Origin of the sequence: Pseudomonas sp. BBP2017 (assembly GCF_003024385.1) — a bacterium.
Taxonomy (GTDB): Bacteria; Pseudomonadota; Gammaproteobacteria; order Pseudomonadales; family Pseudomonadaceae; genus Aquipseudomonas.
Genome location: NZ_PVZN01000007.1, coordinates 15,929 through 33,508, shown reverse-complemented (window position 1 = coordinate 33,508; position 17,580 = coordinate 15,929). Strand labels below are relative to the sequence as shown.

Here is a 17,580-nt window from a genome sequence, read left to right as displayed (position 1 = left end):
ACCCTTGCAATGACCGGCCTGATACTCCTCGAAGACGACCCTGTACTGCGCCTGGAACTGTGCGAGTTCCTCGACGACTGCGGCTTCGCCACCGACACCGCCGCCAACCTGCATGAGTTCCACCAGCGCTTCGCCCCCCAGCGTCACTCGATCGCCGTGCTCGACCTGGGCCTGCCCGACGGCGATGGTCTGCAGCTGATCGGTCGCATGCGCCAGTCCGGCCATCGCCTGGGCATCGTGGTACTGAGCGCTCGCGGCGGCACCGCCGCGCGCATCCAGGGATTGGATATTGGCGCCGACTACTACCTGGCCAAAGGCTGTGATCTCGACGAGCTGGCCGCCACCTTGGCGTCGCTGCAAAGACGCTTGGGTTTCGAGCATGAAGAGCGTCCCTGGCTGCTGGAACTGGGGGCTCGGCGCCTGACCCCGCCCGGCGCCCCACCGGTGGCCCTGTCGCAACAAGACCTGCTGGTGCTGCGCTGCCTGATGCAAGAGGTCGGCCGCGATGTCAGCCGGCAACAAGTGGTCGAGGCCTTGGGCGAAGACTTCCTGCAGTACGACCAGCGCCGCCTGGATACCCAGATGCGCCGCCTGCGCCGTAACGTCGAACAAGCCAGCGGCCAACGTCTGCCAGTCAAAACCCTGCGCAATGCCGGGTATTGCTTCTACACCGCGGTACACATCCAGACCTGACAGCGCTCAGATTCGCTCAGTTTTAGTGCCTGCTCAATCGGTTAGATTCGCGCGCCTATCTACCTCACGGCCACAGCAGTCAACCGAGAAGCCGCATGAACCGAGCATTCCGCATCATCTGGAGCCACACCCGCCAGGCCTTTATGGTCGCCGACGAACACGCCAGCGCTGGAGGCAAGCGCGCAAGTGGTCGCCTGCTGCTGACCGCCGCTCTGGTGGGCCTGAGCCAACAGGGCGTGGCGCTGGCGGCGACCGAGGTCTGCACCCGGCCAGATAACTTTATAACTGGCTCGTCGGCTGGCCACGACACCTGCACGCTGAACAATTCCAATGGCAGCGTCCGGGTCACGGGCGAAATTTACAACCAGAATGGCCCGGCTATTACCGCGCCGTCCGGCTTTTACCAAATCACCAGCGATGCAGGCATCATCACGAGTAGTCAGACTGCCATCGAACTGAACGGTGCCATGCGAGGTAACTGGCTGGAGAACGGCGCAGGCAGCCAGATCCAGGGCGGCAATTATGGGATCGAACTGAAAAACGGCTACACGCTGACTGCGCTGAGCAACGCCGGAGAAATCACCGCCAACCACTCCGACGGTGCCGCCCTGCTCATTGATGGTGCCACGCTGCGCGGCCTGGTCAACGCCCCAAGCGGCACCCTTCTCAATACCGCAGGAGGCAACGCCATCCGCCTGCAAAACAATGCGCGAATCGGTAATCAGTTGTACAACATGGGCACCATCGGCAGCGCAAGCACGCTGAGTGCAGCCCTCTATGGCGACAACTCACTTATCGAGGGTAGCTTGACCAACGAAGGCACCCTGCGCAATTCCGAGAGTGCCACGCAGGCTGCGCTGGTGCTCAGCCGCTTCAGCATCGGCGAAACCCTGTACAACAGTGGCGTCATAGAGGGCGGTCAGGGCGCAATCCATCTGAACGAGTCCACCATCGGCGGCGACATTATCAACACCGGCAGTCTGCTCGGACTTGGCAACGGCCACCTTGCCGCGCTGTCACTGACGGGCCGCAGCCAAACTCGGGACATACTCAATCAAGGCGTCATCCGCAGTAACTCCAACGGCATTGAGGTCTCCGACGGCAGCACGGTGCGCAAGATCACCAACAGTGGCACCATCCAAAGCGCATATGGCTTGGTTGTTGACCGAAGCCAGGTCGAAGAAATCGACAACCAGCAAGGCGGCGTAATCAAAGGTGAAGAGGCTGCCTTGCAGATCATTGATAACAGCACGGTCACCCACCTCAACAACAGCGGCCGTATCGAAGGTTCCGATCAGCAGCCCAGCGCTGGCATTCACATTCAGGACGGCGCCCGACTGACCGCGTTCACCAACAGCGGCATCGTCAAGGGCAGCGTCCTCGCGCTGTTCGACACCGGTGTCGCCACCCACTTCGACCATCTATATATCAAGGGCGACAACACGGCGGCCTTCCAGGGCGATGTGCTCGCGCAAAGCGCCGAGCTGGTGGTGAAATCCAAAGCGACCTTCAGCAGCAGCAACGCCTTCAGCGTAAAAAGCTTCACCGTCGAGCAAGGCGCGACCCTGAACATGGGCGCTGGCACATCCACCAGCGCCCAGGTACTTCCGGGGCTGATGGCCGACGGCATTACCGTCAGCCAAGGTTTCCACAATGCCGGTACCGTGGCCTTGGCCGCCGGCACCAGCGCTGCCCTCCACGGCGACTACCAGCAGGCGACCAGCGGTACCCTGCAGATCGGCGTCGCCAACGACACCCGCTACGGCAAACTGGCCGTCGACGGCACCGCCACCCTGCCCAGCAACGCCAAGATCGACGTCAACGTCGCCACGCCCAACCACAGCTTCAGCACTCAGCGCCTGCAAAACGTGCTCAGCGCAGGCAAGCTGGTCAGCGACGGCACCTTTGCCGTCACCGACAACTCGACCTTGTTCAACTTTGGTGCTGTTAAAGAGGGTAACAACGTCAGCTTGACCCTGGCTGCAGCGGTGCCCGAAAAGCCAGGAAAACCCGAGACGCCAACCCCAGAACAACCGCAGCCACCGAAGCCTGAGCAACCACAACCACAACCACCGAAGCCGGAAAAACCAGAGCCTGTAGCGCCCGGCTTGGTGGAAGAAATCGTCACCGATCTTGGTAACGCCCCCGCCGTCGGCGCTGCCCAGGTGCTGGACCAGGTGATTCGCAGCAGCCCCAGCAGCGAACTGGCCAGCCATTTCGTCGGTCTGACCAGCGAGCAGCAAGTCTCCGACGCCGTCACTTCCACCCTGCCTACCGCTGCCAGTAACACCAGCAGCGCTACCAGCAGCACCCTGGCCGGGATCAACCGGGTCATCCAGGCCCGTCAGGCCGGCAATAGTGGCCTGTCTTCCGGCGATGCCCCGCAGACCGAAGACAACCTGTGGCTCAAGACCTTCGGCTCCCAGGCCGAGCAGGACCAGCGCAGCGGCATCTCCGGCTACGACGCTGACACCCAGGGCCTGGCCATCGGTGCTGACGCCGCCCTCTCCGAGACCACACGCCTGGGGATGGCGTTCGCCTACGCGCGCACCAACCTGGACAACGACTCGCGCGTTGCCCCGCAGAGCGCCAAGATCGATACCTTCCTGCTGATCGGCTATGGCAGCTATGCCCTGGCCGAAGATACCGAACTGAACTTCCAGCTCGACGTCGGTCAGAACCGCAGCGAAGGCAAACGCCACATGCCTTTCGCCAACCTCACCGCCACCTCCGATTACGACAGCTATAGCGCCCATGCTGGCATCGGGATCGGCCACAGCCTGCGGTTGTCCGAACAGCTGACCTTCGTGCCGTCGGCCCGTGTCGACTACACCTGGATCGAAAGCGAGGACTACCAGGAAAAAGGCGCCGATACACTGAACCTGAACGTGGAAGGCAGCGATAGCGAAGAGTTGCTGTTCAGTGTCGACGGCAAGCTCGACTACGCCTTCAGCGAGGCCACCGTGCTCAGCGCCAACCTCGGTGCAGGGTACGACGTGATCAACGAACAGTCATCGATCACATCCCTCTACGCTGGCGCGCCAGGTGCCGCCTTCAAGACCCCGGGCATGGAGATGGAGCCCTGGCTGGCCCGCGCGGGCCTCGGCCTGACCCACACCCTGGACAACGGCACCGAAGTCAGCCTGCGCTACGACGCCGAGGCGCGCAGCGGCTTCACCAACCAGGGCGCCTCGCTCAAGGCACGCTGGGCATTCTAAAGTGCTGCCGTGACACCCCAAGGCCAGGTCTCGCGACCTGGCCTTGTTTTTTACAAGACAGGCATACTGACATCCCCGCGCTGACTCGCGGTGCTCGTTAGCACGACACACTCATGGAGTTCATCCGCACATGCACTTACGCCCACTCGGGCTACTGCTCGGCTTGGCAGTGCTCGCTGCCTGCACGTCCTTCCCCAGCCCTGACGAACGCCGTCAGCAGGCCGCGCAACTGGCGCAGGGGCAGCACTGGCAGGCGCTGGAACTGGAGGCCGGAATCTTCCGCCTGCAAGCCTTTGCGTCGCAACGCTGGGACAAGGACGACGTGTTGACACTCTATCTGGAAGGCGACGGTTTCGCCTGGCGCAACGCACGACAGCCCTCCCTCGACCCTACCCCACTCAACCCGCTTGCCTTGCGTCTGGCGCTGGCACAGCCGCGCGGCAACGCCGCCTACCTGGGCCGCCCCTGTCAGTACCTGGGCAGCTCAAGCGCACCCTGCCAAACGCGCTACTGGACCGGGGCGCGCTTCGCCGAAGAGGTGGTGCATAGCCTCGATCGCGCCGCAGAGCAATTGAAGCAGCGCGCTGGCGCGCAGCGTCTGGTGCTGATCGGCTATTCCGGTGGCGGCGCCCTGGCCCTGCTGCTGGCGGCACGGCGCAACGATGTGGTTCGAGTCATCACCGTCGCCGGTAATCTCGACCACGCCGCGTGGACCGGTCACCACCGCGTCACGCCCTTGCTCGGTTCGCTCAATCCAGTGGCGCTGCGCCCACAACTGGCCGGCGTGGAGCAGGTCCATCTGCTGGGCGAGCAGGATCGGACGATTCCCCCGCGCCTGGTGGAATCCTTCGTCGCCGGCTATCCGCCCGGCAATCGCGCCCAGGTCAGCGTGCTGGCCGGTTTTGACCATCGCTGTTGCTGGGTGCAGCACTGGGCACAGCTATGGCAACAGCACGCCGTCGACTGATGGCCGCGATGAGAGGCCAGGAGGCCTGGTATGTCATGAATCGGAGAACGATGTGCCCCCGATCGATGTCTCACGGCCACACCCTTTACCGCACTTCCCGCTAATCACCCGCGTCCACAGCCGGGTACTCAAGCGCATGCCCGCCGGTGACAAGACCTTGATCGGAAACAGCGAATCGAGCACCAAAGACAATAGGGAGATCGCCGGGTTGTCACGCAGTTCAGGCGTGATGTATTCCACGGTGTTGCCTTCACGCGGGATACTGTAGCCAATGCCAGTGGTCCCCCGCATGCGCTCGACGAGCTTAAACACCACGCCCAGATCCACAGTTCCCCCGCCGGCATGGGTGGACAGCATGGCTGCAGGCGCAGGACCAGACTGAACGCAGCGTCAAGCATATAATGTTCAACCTCGACGACCTGATAGTCCCCTTCGGCGAGGCGCCAAGCGCATACCACCGGCAAAGCCCTTATGAATCCCCCTCCGAGGAACCACAGCGTGACGCTTGAATGGTTGTTTGAATGTTGGCGACTTGAAGTCTCCAACAAGAAAAAACAGGGCAGCCGCACCGGGCTGATCTCCAACATTGTTCGTCGCACCAGGAAGGACAACAAGCTACGGTTCCTGTTCTCGTTCCGCCTTGCCCAGTACCTTCACAGCAAAGGTGGGTTCTGGTCCGCGCGCGCGCAAGATGCAGCAACGGCTAAACCTGAAATACGCAGTGGACATCGACATCACGGCATCCATCGGGCCGGGTTTGCGAATTGCACACCTGCCGGGCGTGGTGATTACCGGCCATGCAAACATTGGCCGCAACTTCTTCGTTCGTCAGAACGCGACCGTCGGAATCAAGACGCTAGGACTCGATCACTACGATTTGAGAATTGGCGACAACGTCAGCGTCGGGGCCAACAGCTGCATCATCGCTGACCACCTGACGATCGGAGACAATGTTGTCATTGGCGCGATGAGCCTGGTCACCAAGGATGTTCCTTCTGACTGTACCTTCTACAACAAACGCGAAGCCTGTATGCGCAGCTAGTGTGCTGTCCCGACTCGACCTTTTGATCTGACACCCTGCCCCGGAACACGCAATGCGCTTTAATTAGCGCTATTGCGTACTCTTCAGCATTGTTGCGACATTCTCGAAAGGACCCGTTCATGCTGCTCTCTCGCTGGCTCCCGGGCCTGGCCAATCTCCTGCGTTATCGCCGTGAATGGTTCCACGCCGACCTGCAGGCCGGTTTATCGGTGGCGGCGATCCAGATTCCGATCGCCATCGCCTATGCGCAGATTGTTGGTCTGCCGCCGCAGTACGGGCTCTATGCCTGCGTTTTGCCGATGATGGTCTATGCCCTGATCGGCAGCTCGCGACAGTTGATGGTCGGGCCGGATGCGGCGACTTGCGCCATGGTCGCCGGGGCCATTGCGCCGCTGGCGCTGGGTGACCCCACTCGATTGGCGCAGTTATCGGTGATTGTCACCATTCTGGTCGGCCTGATGCTGATCGGGGCCGGGCTGGCGCGTGCCGGCTTTATCGCCAGTTTTTTCTCACGCCCGATTCTGATCGGTTACCTCAACGGCATCGGCCTGAGCCTGCTGGCGGGTCAACTAGGCAAGGTGCTGGGTTTTCAGATCGAAGGCAACGGCTTCATTCTCAGCCTGATCAACCTGCTGCAACGCCTGGAGGAAATCCACTGGGTGACGCTGAGCATCGGCCTGGTCGGCCTGGCGTTACTGATCTGGTTGCCACGCCAATTCCCCCGGCTGCCCGCCGCATTGGTGACAGTGGCGCTCGCGACACTGGTGGTCGGCGGGTTTGGCCTCGACCGCTTCGGCGTGGCGATTCTCGGCCCGGTGCCAGGCGGTATGCCAGAACTGGCCTGGCCTAAGACCAACCTCGAAGAAATGAAAAGCCTGCTGCGTGACGCCCTGGGTATCGCCACCGTGAGTTTCTGCAGCGCGATGCTGACCGCCCGCAGCTTTGCTGCCCGGCATGGCTATGCGATCAATGCCAACCACGAGTTCCTCGCTCTGGGGGTGACCAACATCGCTGCCGGGGTTTCCCAGGGCTTCGCCGTCAGTGGCGCCGACTCGCGCACCGCGGTCAACGACATGGTCGGTGGCAAGAGCCAGCTGGTGGGTATCATCGCTGCTCTGGTAATCGCGTTGATCCTGTTGTTCTTCACCGCCCCCATGGCCTGGATTCCCCAGGCAGCTCTGGGCGCGGTGCTGTTGATGGCCGGCTGGGGCCTGATCGACGTGAAGTCGCTGGGCAAGATCTACAAGCTCAGCCGTTTCGAATTCTGGCTGTGTGTGCTGACCACCGCGGGCGTGCTCGGTGTCGGTGTGTTGCCGGGCATCATCATCGCCGTGACCCTGGCCATCCTGCGCCTGCTCCACAGCATCTACCAACCCACCGACGCGGTGCTCGGCTGGGTGCCTGGCATTGAAGGCCAGGTAGATATCAAAAGACACAAGGACGCGCGTACGGTCAAAGGCCTGGTGGTCTATCGCTTCGACGACGCGATCCTGTTCTTCAATGCCGACTACTTCAAGATGCGCCTGCTCGAAGCAGTGCAACGCGAGCCTGAGCCGCGTGCGGTGTTGTTCGATGCCGAGGCGGTCAGCTCCATCGACGTCAGCGGTATTGCGGCGCTACGAGAGGTACGTGAAACCCTTGAGGCGCACGGTATCCACTTCGGCATTGCGCGGGCGCGCGGGCGTTTCCTGCGCATGCTGGTACGTTCGGGAATCGCCCGGGAAATGGAGAACGGGATGCTGTTCGGTTCGGTGCGTTCGGGGATTCGGGCGTATCGGTTGTGGCATAACCGCATGCGCAGGGAGACGGTGTCTGGATGATCGCGGGGCAAGGCTCCTACGGGTTAACGGCCTGTGGGAGCGGGCTTGCCCCGCGATGAAACCGCCGCTAGCGCTACGGCATCAACCCCGGCAAGGCATGCATCAGGGCATTAACGGCAAAGCCGATGAACATCACCCCGCAGGCACGGGTGATCCACAGTTCATAGCGGGTGTAGAGGGTGCGCACATGACGGGCGCCGACGATAGCGATAAGAATCACGTAGGCCAGCAGGCCGCCGAGAAAACTCAAGGCAATGAGCGCCGGCAGCATTGACCATTCCAGGGTTTCGGCGCGGCTGGAGATCAGCGCGGTAAAAGTCGCCACCGCCACCGGGTAGGCCTTGGGATTGGTCAGGCCAAACACGATGCCGTGCCAGAACGGCTGGCGTACCGCTCCCTGCTCACCCTGGCCATTGCCCGGACGGCTGCGCAGCGCACGCAAGCCCAGCCAGAACAGGTACAGGCCGCTGAGCAGACCGAGAATGTCGAACACCGAACTGCCGATCTGGCGGGCACCGACAATCGCCACCAGCGCCGTACTGCACCACAGCACGTCGCCCAACAGATGACCGCAGAGGAAGCCGGCACCGGCCTTGCGTCCACGCGACGCGCCAATGCCCAGCACCGCGAGCACGCCCGGCCCCGGGGTGATGCCATAGATAAATCCGGAAGCCAGCACGGCAAACAACAGCGAGAAGGTCATCGGCGACTGGTTCCTGAGCGAGTGCGCAAAGGCCGAAGTCTACGGCAGCCGCTGACGTCAGGCCAGATGCTCAATAGCCCTGCGCCTCGAGGATCTGCGCTTCGTTCAGCGTGGGCGGTCTGGCGAAGTAACGCAGGAGCTGGCCGCTGCGATTGGTGAAGATGCCGTCGACACCGGCCGCCATGACCTTGGCAAAGTCCACATCTTCATCGACGGTGTACACGTGCACCAGCAAGTCTTTGTCGTGCGTCAGCTGGTTCATCCACGGTTGCACCAGGTCGGCATAGCTCTGCGCCCCGCCCGCTGTCAGCGCTGCCGACGGTCCGGTAGCGATGGCCCCGGCGTCCTTGGCGTAATCAAGCCAGCGGGCAAACTCGGCCTTGTCCCGGGGTTGCTGACGGGCATAGAACGCGGCCTTGTCGGTTTCGCCGGATTCAGCAAAGCTCTGCCTGGACGCAGGTTCGATGTTGCCCTTGCCGATCCACAACAGCAGTACCTTGGGCACTTGCGGCATTTCCTTGTGCAGCAACGCCAGGCTGTTGCGATCAAAGCTCTGCAGCACCACCCGTCCAGGCCGGTCGAGCCAGCCGCGCGCCTGCAGACGCGCCTTCAGGTCGGCCTCGATGTCTGGGAACAAGGTCGGCACCTTGGTCTCGATATACAACCCGGGACGCTTGTCTGGATGGCCTTCGGCGATGTCCATGACCTCGTCCAGGGTGAGGATCTGCAAGCCCTTGAAGCGCTCCCGCGCTCGTTCTGGATTGGCCTGATTGAACCAGCTGCCGGCATCCAGCGACTTGAGTTCGGCCAGGGTAAAGGCACTGACCGGGCTGTCCTTGCGCTCGGGGAAGCGCTGGGCGACATCGCTGGTGCGCTGCAGGTTGTCGTCGTGTACCGCCACCAGTACCCCGTCTTTACTACGCTGCAGATCCAGTTCCAGATAATCCGCGCCTAGCTCCCGGGCCAGCAGATAAGCCGGGGCGGTGGACTCCGGCGCATCGAACGATGCACCGCGATGGGCAATCACTGCCGGGTACGGGATGCCCTGGCGGGCCGCCAGTTCAAGGCCCTGATCAGGCTCGGCCAGCCCGGCAAGGGGCAGCAGAAGTAGACAGGCAAATGTGCAGATTCCTTGCAAAGTCATGGCGCTTCCTCTTCATTATCAACGAAACCAGCATAGTCACCGACCCTGATGACAACCCGGTGGCATGCTACAGTCGCGCCGATCAAGCGACCCACCTGGAACAGTGACCCTATGCCCCACGCCGACCTCGACGCCAGCCTCCACCTCTGGCCTGAACTGATTGCCAAGCACCCGTGCAGCGGCTTGCTGTTGGGCAACGGCGCCAGTCGAGCGTTGTGGCGCCCGTTCACCTATTTCTCGCTGTTCGAAGAAGCCCAGCGGGTGCGCCACAAACCCTTGAGCCTGACCGACCAGGCCTTGTTCAAATCCCTTGGCAGCGAGTTGTTCGAACCGGTGCTCAGCGCCTTGAACACCACGGTACGCATCAACGCCGCCCTGGCAATCAGCTCTTCCGCGCCGCTGAACCGCTATTACGCGATCAAGGAAGCGCTGATTCACGCCGTGCGTAGCGTGCATATACCCTGGCGCCTGCTGCCGAAGTCGACCCTGCAACTGATCAACAACGAACTGCGCAATTACCACAGCGTCTATTCAAGCAACTACGACCTGCTCTGCCACTGGGCCGCCAGTCAGTCCGCAGACGGCTTCCAGTCCTTGTTCGATGAGGAAGGCGGTTTCGATATCCGCCACACGCGCACCCCCGGCACCCGCCTGCTGTACCTGCACGGTGGCTTGCACCTGCTCAAGCAACAGGATGGCAGCACGCGCCAGCGCAGTGCCAGCGACAGCCAGTTGCTCGATGGTTTTGCCGTGAACACCCCCGGTGATGTGCCGCTGTTCGTCAACGAAAGCAGCAGCGACGACAAGCTCAAGGCGATCCGCAGTTCCGACTACCTGAGCTGGTGTCTGGGCGAACTGGCGGGGCATCAAGGTGGGCTGTGCCTGTTCGGCCAGCACCTGGACAACAGCGACCGTCACCTGCTGCAAGCGCTCAAGCAGGCCCGCCCGACACACCTGGCGATTGCCATCCGGCCGTTGAGCGAGGCCTCGATCATCAGCCAGAAGCAGCATTACGCCCAACGCTTTGCCGACACTGCCGACCTGCCGCTGTACTTCTTCGACGCCAGCAGCCACCCCTTGGGCGCACCCGGTCTGGAAGTCCAGGTCCCCGTGCCGGTTCGCAAGCGGCGGTGACCGTGCGGCAAACTGTACGGACGAACTTGTGACCAACTGTAACAAGATCATCCGTGCCGGCTGTGGCTCAATGAGCGGACTTATCTGCCACAGGCTTTTGCTATGTCCAGCCGCGAAAACACCGGGATGGCCCTTGGCCTTGTCGGTGTCATCATTTTCAGCCTGACCTTGCCGATGACCCGTATCGTCGTGCAGGAACTGCATCCGTTGCTCAATGGCCTCGGCCGCGCCCTGCTGGCGGCCATTCCGGCAGCGGCGTTACTGCTCTGGCGTCGGGAAAAATGGCCGACCTGGCAACAGATCAAAGGCCTGAGCCTGGTAGCGCTGGGGGTGATCCTTGGCTTTCCGGTGTTTTCCGCCTGGGCCATGCAGACGGTACCTGCGTCCCACGGTGCCCTGGTCAACGGTCTGCAGCCTTTGTGCGTCGCGTTCTATGCTGCCTGGCTATCCCGCGAACGGCCGTCGATAGCTTTCTGGGGCTGTGCGGCCTTGGGCAGTGCATTGGTGCTGGTGTACGCGATGATCATGGGTGCCGGGCAGATTCAGGCCGGTGATCTGTTGATGCTCGCGGCCATTGCCGTCGGCGGCCTGGGTTATGCCGAAGGTGGGCGACTGGCGCGGGAGATGGGCGGCTGGCAGGTGATCTGCTGGGCCCTGGTGCTGGCCAGCCCGCTGTTGATTGGCCCGGTGGTGTACCTGGCCTTGCAACATCAGGGGCCAGTCAGCGCGCAGGCCTGGTGGGCTTTTGGCTATGTGTCGCTGTTCTCGCAGTTCATCGGCTTCTTTGCCTGGTATGCCGGGCTAGCCCTGGGCGGTATTGCGCGGGTCAGTCAGATCCAGTTGCTGCAGATTTTCTTCACCATCGCCTTTTCCGCACTGTTCTTTGGTGAGCAGGTCGAGCCGATTACCTGGGTGTTTGCGGCGGGGGTGATCGCTACCGTGGTGTTAGGGCGCAAGACTCGTGTGCATCCGGCGCCAGTGCGGGCCTGATAGGGCCTCATCGCGGGGCAAGCCCGCTTGCCCCGCGATGTTTCAGGCCGCGATCAAGCCATCCGCGCGCAACAGGCTCTCCAGGCAATGCTCCTTGACCCCGTAAAATTCCTTCAACTGCTGAATCTTTTCCAGTAACGCTGTTGCATCCCCCGGCGTCTGACGCTTCACCGCGAGGATCATCTTGTTCTTGTTGGTGTGCTCCAGCGAAATGAACTCGAACACCTTGGTCTCATAACCACAGGCTTCCAGGTACAAGGCACGCAAGCTGTCGGTGAGCATCTCGGCCTGCTGCCCCAGGTGCAGCCCATACTGCAGCATCGGCTTGAGCAGGCCCGGGCTGTGCAATTGCGGGCGAATCTGTTTGTGGCAGCAGGGCGAGCACATGATGATCGCCGCACCACAACGGATGCCGGTATGAATCGCGTAGTCGGTGGCGATGTCACAGGCATGCAGGGCGATCATCACCTCGATGGCACTGGGCACCACGCTACGCACATCGCCACACTCGAACACCAGCCCCGGATGCTCCAGGCGCGCGGCAGCAGCATTGCACAGCTCGACCATGTCCTGACGCAACTCGACGCCGGTCACCTGGGCTTCACGCTGAAGGGTGTTACGCAGGTAATCATGGATGGCGAAGGTCAGGTAACCCTTGCCCGAACCGAAGTCGGCCACCCGCAAAGGTTGATCGGCGGTCAGCGGCGCCGAGTTCAGGGCATGGGAAAACACTTCGATGAACTTGTTGATCTGTTTCCACTTGCGCGACATGGCCGGGATCAACGCCTGCTGCTTGTCGGTGACGCCCAGGTCATGCAGGAACGGACGGCTCAATTCCAGGTAACGCTTTTTCTCCCGGTCATGTTCGCCGGCGGGTGCCTGACGCTCCTGCTGCACGGCACTGCGATGCAGCATCGGCTTGCCCTTCTTGCTGAACTCCAGCTGCGCTTCATCGCTCAGGCTCAGCAGGTGGGCATTGCGGAACGACCCCGGCAGCAACTCGGCGACCAGCGCCAGGGCTTCTTCATTGGCCAGGTTGCGAGTGATGTCACGGGTCTGGTAGCGGTAAACCAACGACAGGCAAGCCTGGCCCTTGACGGTCAACGGCTTGGCGATGATCCGCTGCAAGGCTTCTTCAGTGCCGACATGACGCGCCAATACCAGCTTGATCAGGGCGTTTTGTTCCAGGCTGGTGGCGAGCAGGCTCAGAAACTGCGCACGCGCATCCGGCGCGGCCTGGGCGGTGGGGGAATCGGACATCGGGAGTGGGTGCCTCGGGTTGCGGAGGGAGCGGCTAGGCGCAATAGCGGCCATTTTACGTGGATGACCGGCCTGCGCACAGCTTTTGTCGATCAGCGTTCCCGGCTCAAGCCAACACCACCAGACGGTTGGGCAGCTCGTTGCGCTCGTGGGTCAAGGGCACGTGCTGGCTCAGCAGTTCGCCACAGGCCTCGATACAGGTGATAAAACCCTGCAGGGTCTGCCCCTGGCGCACCTGTTCGGTAAAGCGCTGGACAATGCCATCCCACACCTGGTTATCCAGATGGCGGGAGATCCCTTCATCAACCAGGATTTCAACGTAGCGCTCAGCCTCGCTGACGAAAATCAGCACGCCGGTACTGCCCGCCGTATGGTGCAGGTTCTGCTCCAGAAACTGCCGCCGGGCCAGGTTCGAGGCGCGCCAGTGGCGCACCCTGCGCGGGATCAGGCGGGTGGTCAGGCTGGGCAGGCGAAACAACAGGCTCAAGGCGATGAAGGTCAGCCACTGGGCGATCAGCAAGCCGTTTACGCTCAACCAGCCACCCAGGTAGTAAACCGTGCCCGGCACCAGCAAGGCCAGCAGGCTGGCCCAGAGCAAGGGGATATAGGCGTAGTCGTCGGCACGGGTCGCAAGTACCGTGACCAGTTCCGCATCGGTGCGCTGCTCGACCCGGGCGATCGCTTCGGCAACCTGGCGCTGTTCAAATTCACTGAGCAATGTCATGCACTGGGTATCTCGTTGTTTATTGTTCTACCAGCCACCGGAGGATCCACCACCGCCGAAGCCGCCGCCACCGCCGCGGAAACCACCACCGCCGCCGCCACCAAAACCGCCATGGCCGCCGCCGAAACCACCACCCATACCCCCCATGCCGCCACGGCCACCGCGACCACTGCCGCCAAGCCCCATGGACTGCGCAGCGAACACCACGATGATCAGCATGACAAACAGGCCAACGGCCCAGGCCGGCGCGCCCTCTTCGCCCCCACCGCCTTGAGCACGCGACGGCTCAGCCAAGGGGTTGCCACCCAATACCTGGAGAATTGCCGCCGTGCCCTGGACGATGCCCAGACTGAACTCGCCGCGGCGAAATGCCGGGGTGATGATGGCATTGATGATCACTGACGCCTGGGCATCGGTCAGACGCTCTTCCAGGCCATAGCCGACTTCAATGCGCAGCTTGCGCGCCTGCGGCGCGACGATCAACAGCGCGCCGTTGTCCTTGCCCTTCTGGCCAATGCCCCAGTGGCGGCCAAGCTGGTAGCCGAAGTCCTCGATGGGCAGCCCTTGCAGGTCCTTTACCGTGACCACCACGACCTGTTCGCCAGTGGCCTGTTCATGGGCCGTGAGCATTCGTTCGAGCTGATCGCGGCTGCCAGCGTCGAGCAGTCCGGCATTGTCCACCACCCGGCCGCTCAGGGCCGGGAAGCTCGGCTCAGCCCGCAGCGGCGTGACAATCAGCAGCGCCAGCAGCAGTGTCCAATGCAACAACCGCATCAGAATTTCACTTCAGGGGCTTTGTCGGCATCGCTGGCAGTGGCCTCGAAGGTCTCGCGCAGCGGCAGGCTGCTGTACATCACGGTGTGCCAGATACGCCCGGGGAAGGTGCGGATCTCGGTGTTATAGCGCTGAACTGCGGCGATGAAATCCTTGCGCGCCACGGCAATGCGGTTTTCCGTGCCTTCAAGCTGCGACTGCAAGGCAAGGAAGTTCTGGTTCGACTTAAGGTCCGGATAACGCTCCGACACCACCATCAGCCGACTAAGCGCTCCGGTCAGTTGCGCTTGCGCCGCTTGGAACTGCTGTAGCTTCTTTGGGTCATCCAGGGTGCTGGCATCCACCTGGATCGACGTGGCCTTGGCCCGCGCTTCGATGACCGCGGTCAGGGTTTCCTGCTCCTGCTTGGCATAGCCTTTGACTGTTTCCACCAGGTTGGGGATCAGGTCGGCGCGGCGCTGATACTGGTTCTGCACCTGGGCCCAGGCGGCCTTGACCTGCTCATCGTAGTCGGGAATGTTGTTGATCCCGCAACCGGCCAGCAGGCTGCCCAGTATCAGCAGCAGCCACACCCTAACGCCCTTGAACTGGATTACCTGCATAGTTGCCCTACTCCTTGATCAGCGTAAACCCGTGTACTTGAGGCATAATCCGTCACCGCCGCTGGATCGCGATAGCCCAATCGGCTAAAAGATGCCCCAGCAAACTACAACAATAGCCGCTTCCCCAACTTCGGCTGGGCAGTATCACCGTGAATACTGCCCCGGGCCTTGAGAACAGAATTAATGAACAAGCTGTATTTGCTGGGCCTCGTCGTCAGCCTGGCCAGTCAGTCGGCCTTTGCCGATACTCCTGCAGAACCATTGAAGAACAAGCAAGCATTTATCGCCGACCTCATGGGCCAGATGACGCTGGACGAGAAAATCGGCCAGTTGCGCCTGATCAGCATCGGCCCGGAAATGCCCCGCGAGCAGATCCGCAAGGAAATCGCCGCCGGGCGCATCGGCGGTACCTTCAACTCGATCACCCGTGCCGAGAACCGTCCGATGCAGGACGCGGCGGGCCGCAGCCGCCTGAAGATCCCGATGTTCTTCGCCTATGACGTGATCCACGGCCACCGCACGATTTTCCCGATCAGCCTGGCCCTGGCCTCGAGCTGGGACATGGACGCCATCGCCAAGGTCGGACGGGTATCGGCCCTGGAGGCCTCCGCCGACGGTATCGACATGACCTTCGCACCGATGGTCGATATCGCCCGCGATCCGCGCTGGGGCCGCACCAGTGAAGGCTTTGGTGAAGACACCTACCTGGTCTCGCGGATTTCCAAAGTCATGGTCGAGTCCTTCCAGGGCAAGAGCCCGGCCGAGGCAAGCAGCCTGATGGCCAGCGTCAAGCACTTCGCCCTGTATGGCGCGGTGGAAGGCGGCCGCGACTACAACACGGTCGACATGAGCCCGACCAAGATGTTCAACGACTACCTGCCGCCCTACCGCGCCGCTATCGATGCCGGCGCCGGTGGCGTGATGGTCGCGCTGAACTCGATCAACGGCGTACCAGCGACCTCCAATACCTGGCTGATGCATGACCTGCTGCGCAAGGACTGGGGCTTCAAGGGCGTGACTGTCAGCGATCACGGAGCGATCACCGAGCTGGTGCGCCACGGTGTCGCCCGCGATGGCCGCGAGGCGGCGAAGCTGGCGATCAAGGCCGGCATCGACCTGAGCATGAACGACTCGCTGTACGGCGAACAACTGGCCAGCCTGCTCAAGGCCGGCGAAATCAACCAGGCCGACATCGACAACGCCGTGCGTGAGGTGCTTGGCGCCAAGTACGACATGGGCCTGTTCGCCGACCCGTACCGACGCATCGGCAAGGCCAGCGACGACCCGGCCGACACCTATGCCGAAAACCGTCTGCACCGTGCCGAAGCGCGTGACGTGGCGCGCCGCAGCATGGTGCTGCTGGAAAACCGCGAGCAGACCCTGCCACTGAAAAAGGCCGGCACTATCGCTCTGGTCGGACCGCTGGCCGACGCGCCGATCGACATGATGGGCAGCTGGGCCGCCGCCGGCCGTCCACAGCAGTCGGTGACCGTGCGCGAAGGCATGCGCCAGGTACTCGGTGACCAGGCCAAGGTGATCTACGCCAAAGGCTCCAACGTCACCCACGACAAGGCCATCCTCGACTACCTGAACTTCCTCAACTTCGATGCGCCGGAAATCGTCGACGACCCACGTCCAGCCGCCGTGCTGATCGACGAAGCGGTCAAAGCGGCCAGGCAATCCGATGTGATCGTGGCCGTGGTCGGCGAGTCGCGTGGCATGTCGCACGAATCGTCGAGCCGCACCACCCTGGAAATCCCGGCGGCCCAGCGCGAGCTGATCAAGGCCCTGAAAGCCACCGGCAAACCGCTGGTGCTGGTGCTGATGAACGGCCGGCCACTGTCGCTGAGCTGGGAACGCGAGCAGGCCGATGCCATCCTCGAAACCTGGTTCACCGGTACCGAAGGCGGTAATGCCATTGCCGATGTGCTGTTCGGCGACTACAACCCCTCGGGCAAACTGCCAATCACCTTCCCGCGCTCGGTCGGGCAGATCCCGATGTACTACAACCACCTGAGCATTGGCCGGCCGTTCACCCCGGGCAAACCGGGCAACTACACCTCGCAGTACTTCGAGGAACCTAACGGTCCGCTCTATCCTTTCGGCTATGGCCTGAGCTACAGCGACTTCAGCCTGTCGCCACTGAGCCTGTCGAGCAAGACCCTGAAAAAGGGCCAGACCCTCGAAGCCAGCGTTCGCGTGAAGAACACCGGCAAGCGTGATGGCGAAACCGTCGTGCAGCTGTACCTGCAAGACATTGCCGCCTCCATGAGCCGCCCGATCAAGGAATTGAAGAACTTCCAGAAGGTCATGCTCAAGGCCGGTGAAGAGCGCACCGTGCGCTTCCAGATCAGTGAAGAAGACCTGAAGTTCTACAACACCCAACTGCAATGGGCGGCCGAGCCCGGCGAGTTCAACGTCCAGGTCGGGCTTGACTCCCAGGCGGTACAGCAACAGCGCTTCGAACTGCTGTAATCCGTTGCCAAGCGCCAAGGGAGGGCCAGGAGGC

14 protein-coding genes and 1 pseudogene are annotated in these 17,580 nt (G+C 62.3%); 8 read left to right on the top strand and 7 right to left on the bottom strand.

Going from position 1 to position 17,580, the window contains the following annotated elements:
- Positions 1-9: 9 nt before the first annotated feature.
- The 3 genes from C6382_RS11130 (at position 10) to C6382_RS11120 (ending at position 4,878) form a co-directional block, all read left to right on the top strand.
- The gene (locus tag C6382_RS11130) at positions 10-693 is read left to right on the top strand and encodes a response regulator transcription factor (protein ID WP_107024541.1); all 684 of its coding nucleotides are present in this window, start codon (positions 10-12) and stop codon (positions 691-693) included.
- Between the two features lie 95 nt (positions 694-788).
- A complete protein-coding gene (locus C6382_RS11125; RefSeq protein WP_107024540.1) occupies positions 789-3,911 on the top strand; it encodes an autotransporter domain-containing protein in 3,123 nt (1,040 codons plus the stop codon).
- Between the two features lie 130 nt (positions 3,912-4,041).
- Positions 4,042-4,878 (top strand): alpha/beta fold hydrolase, encoded by an 837-nt coding sequence (locus C6382_RS11120; protein WP_107024539.1) that lies wholly within the window; start codon positions 4,042-4,044, stop codon positions 4,876-4,878.
- 33 nt (positions 4,879-4,911) lie between these two features.
- Here C6382_RS11120 and C6382_RS24350 read toward each other — a convergent pair whose 3' ends face one another.
- A complete protein-coding gene (locus C6382_RS24350; RefSeq protein ID WP_256589073.1) occupies positions 4,912-5,235 on the bottom strand; it encodes a hypothetical protein in 324 nt (107 codons plus the stop codon).
- Between the two features lie 141 nt (positions 5,236-5,376).
- Between C6382_RS24350 and C6382_RS11110 the strand changes: the two are divergent.
- Together C6382_RS11110 and C6382_RS11105 are read left to right on the top strand one after the other, a co-directional pair.
- A pseudogene (locus tag C6382_RS11110) lies at positions 5,377-5,920 on the top strand (serine acetyltransferase).
- Positions 5,921-6,039: 119 nt separating this feature from the next.
- Entirely contained in the window at positions 6,040-7,740 is a 1,701-nt protein-coding gene (locus C6382_RS11105) for a SulP family inorganic anion transporter (RefSeq protein WP_107024538.1), read from the top strand.
- 73 nt (positions 7,741-7,813) lie between these two features.
- Here C6382_RS11105 and C6382_RS11100 read toward each other — a convergent pair whose 3' ends face one another.
- Both C6382_RS11100 and C6382_RS11095 read right to left on the bottom strand, forming a co-directional pair.
- Positions 7,814-8,443 carry a LysE family translocator gene (locus tag C6382_RS11100; protein ID WP_107024537.1) on the bottom strand — a complete coding sequence of 210 codons (630 nt, stop codon included), beginning with the start codon at positions 8,441-8,443 and terminating at the stop codon, positions 7,814-7,816.
- Between the two features lie 70 nt (positions 8,444-8,513).
- Positions 8,514-9,581 carry a glycerophosphodiester phosphodiesterase gene (locus C6382_RS11095; protein ID WP_371919613.1) on the bottom strand — a complete coding sequence of 356 codons (1,068 nt, stop codon included), beginning with the start codon at positions 9,579-9,581 and terminating at the stop codon, positions 8,514-8,516.
- Positions 9,582-9,698: 117 nt separating this feature from the next.
- Here C6382_RS11095 and C6382_RS11090 point away from each other — a divergent pair, with 117 nt between their 5' ends.
- Positions 9,699-10,721: a DUF4917 family protein gene (locus C6382_RS11090; protein WP_107024535.1), complete on the top strand. Its 1,023-nt coding sequence runs from the start codon at positions 9,699-9,701 to the stop codon at positions 10,719-10,721.
- A 102-nt stretch (positions 10,722-10,823) separates the two neighbouring features.
- Positions 10,824-11,711: a DMT family transporter gene (locus C6382_RS11085; protein ID WP_107024534.1), complete on the top strand. Its 888-nt coding sequence runs from the start codon at positions 10,824-10,826 to the stop codon at positions 11,709-11,711.
- Positions 11,712-11,753: 42 nt separating this feature from the next.
- On the opposite strand, the gene C6382_RS11080 is transcribed toward C6382_RS11085, so the two are convergent.
- From C6382_RS11080 to C6382_RS11065, 4 genes are all read right to left on the bottom strand, one after another.
- A complete protein-coding gene (locus tag C6382_RS11080; RefSeq protein ID WP_107024533.1) occupies positions 11,754-12,971 on the bottom strand; it encodes an SAM-dependent methyltransferase in 1,218 nt (405 codons plus the stop codon).
- A 106-nt stretch (positions 12,972-13,077) separates the two neighbouring features.
- Positions 13,078-13,695: a TPM domain-containing protein gene (locus C6382_RS11075; RefSeq protein ID WP_107024532.1), complete on the bottom strand. Its 618-nt coding sequence runs from the start codon at positions 13,693-13,695 to the stop codon at positions 13,078-13,080.
- Positions 13,696-13,722: 27 nt separating this feature from the next.
- Complete coding sequence (locus C6382_RS11070; protein WP_107024531.1) at positions 13,723-14,469, bottom strand: YgcG family protein; 747 nt, start codon at positions 14,467-14,469, stop codon at positions 13,723-13,725.
- Complete coding sequence (locus C6382_RS11065) at positions 14,469-15,071, bottom strand: LemA family protein (protein ID WP_107024530.1); 603 nt, start codon at positions 15,069-15,071, stop codon at positions 14,469-14,471. Before C6382_RS11065 ends, C6382_RS11070 begins: the two co-directional genes overlap by 1 nt.
- A 183-nt stretch (positions 15,072-15,254) precedes the next feature.
- On the opposite strand from C6382_RS11065, the gene bglX reads away from it, so the two are divergent.
- Complete coding sequence (gene bglX, locus C6382_RS11060; protein ID WP_107024529.1) at positions 15,255-17,546, top strand: beta-glucosidase BglX; 2,292 nt, start codon at positions 15,255-15,257, stop codon at positions 17,544-17,546.
- The last annotated feature ends 34 nt before the right edge of the window (positions 17,547-17,580 follow it).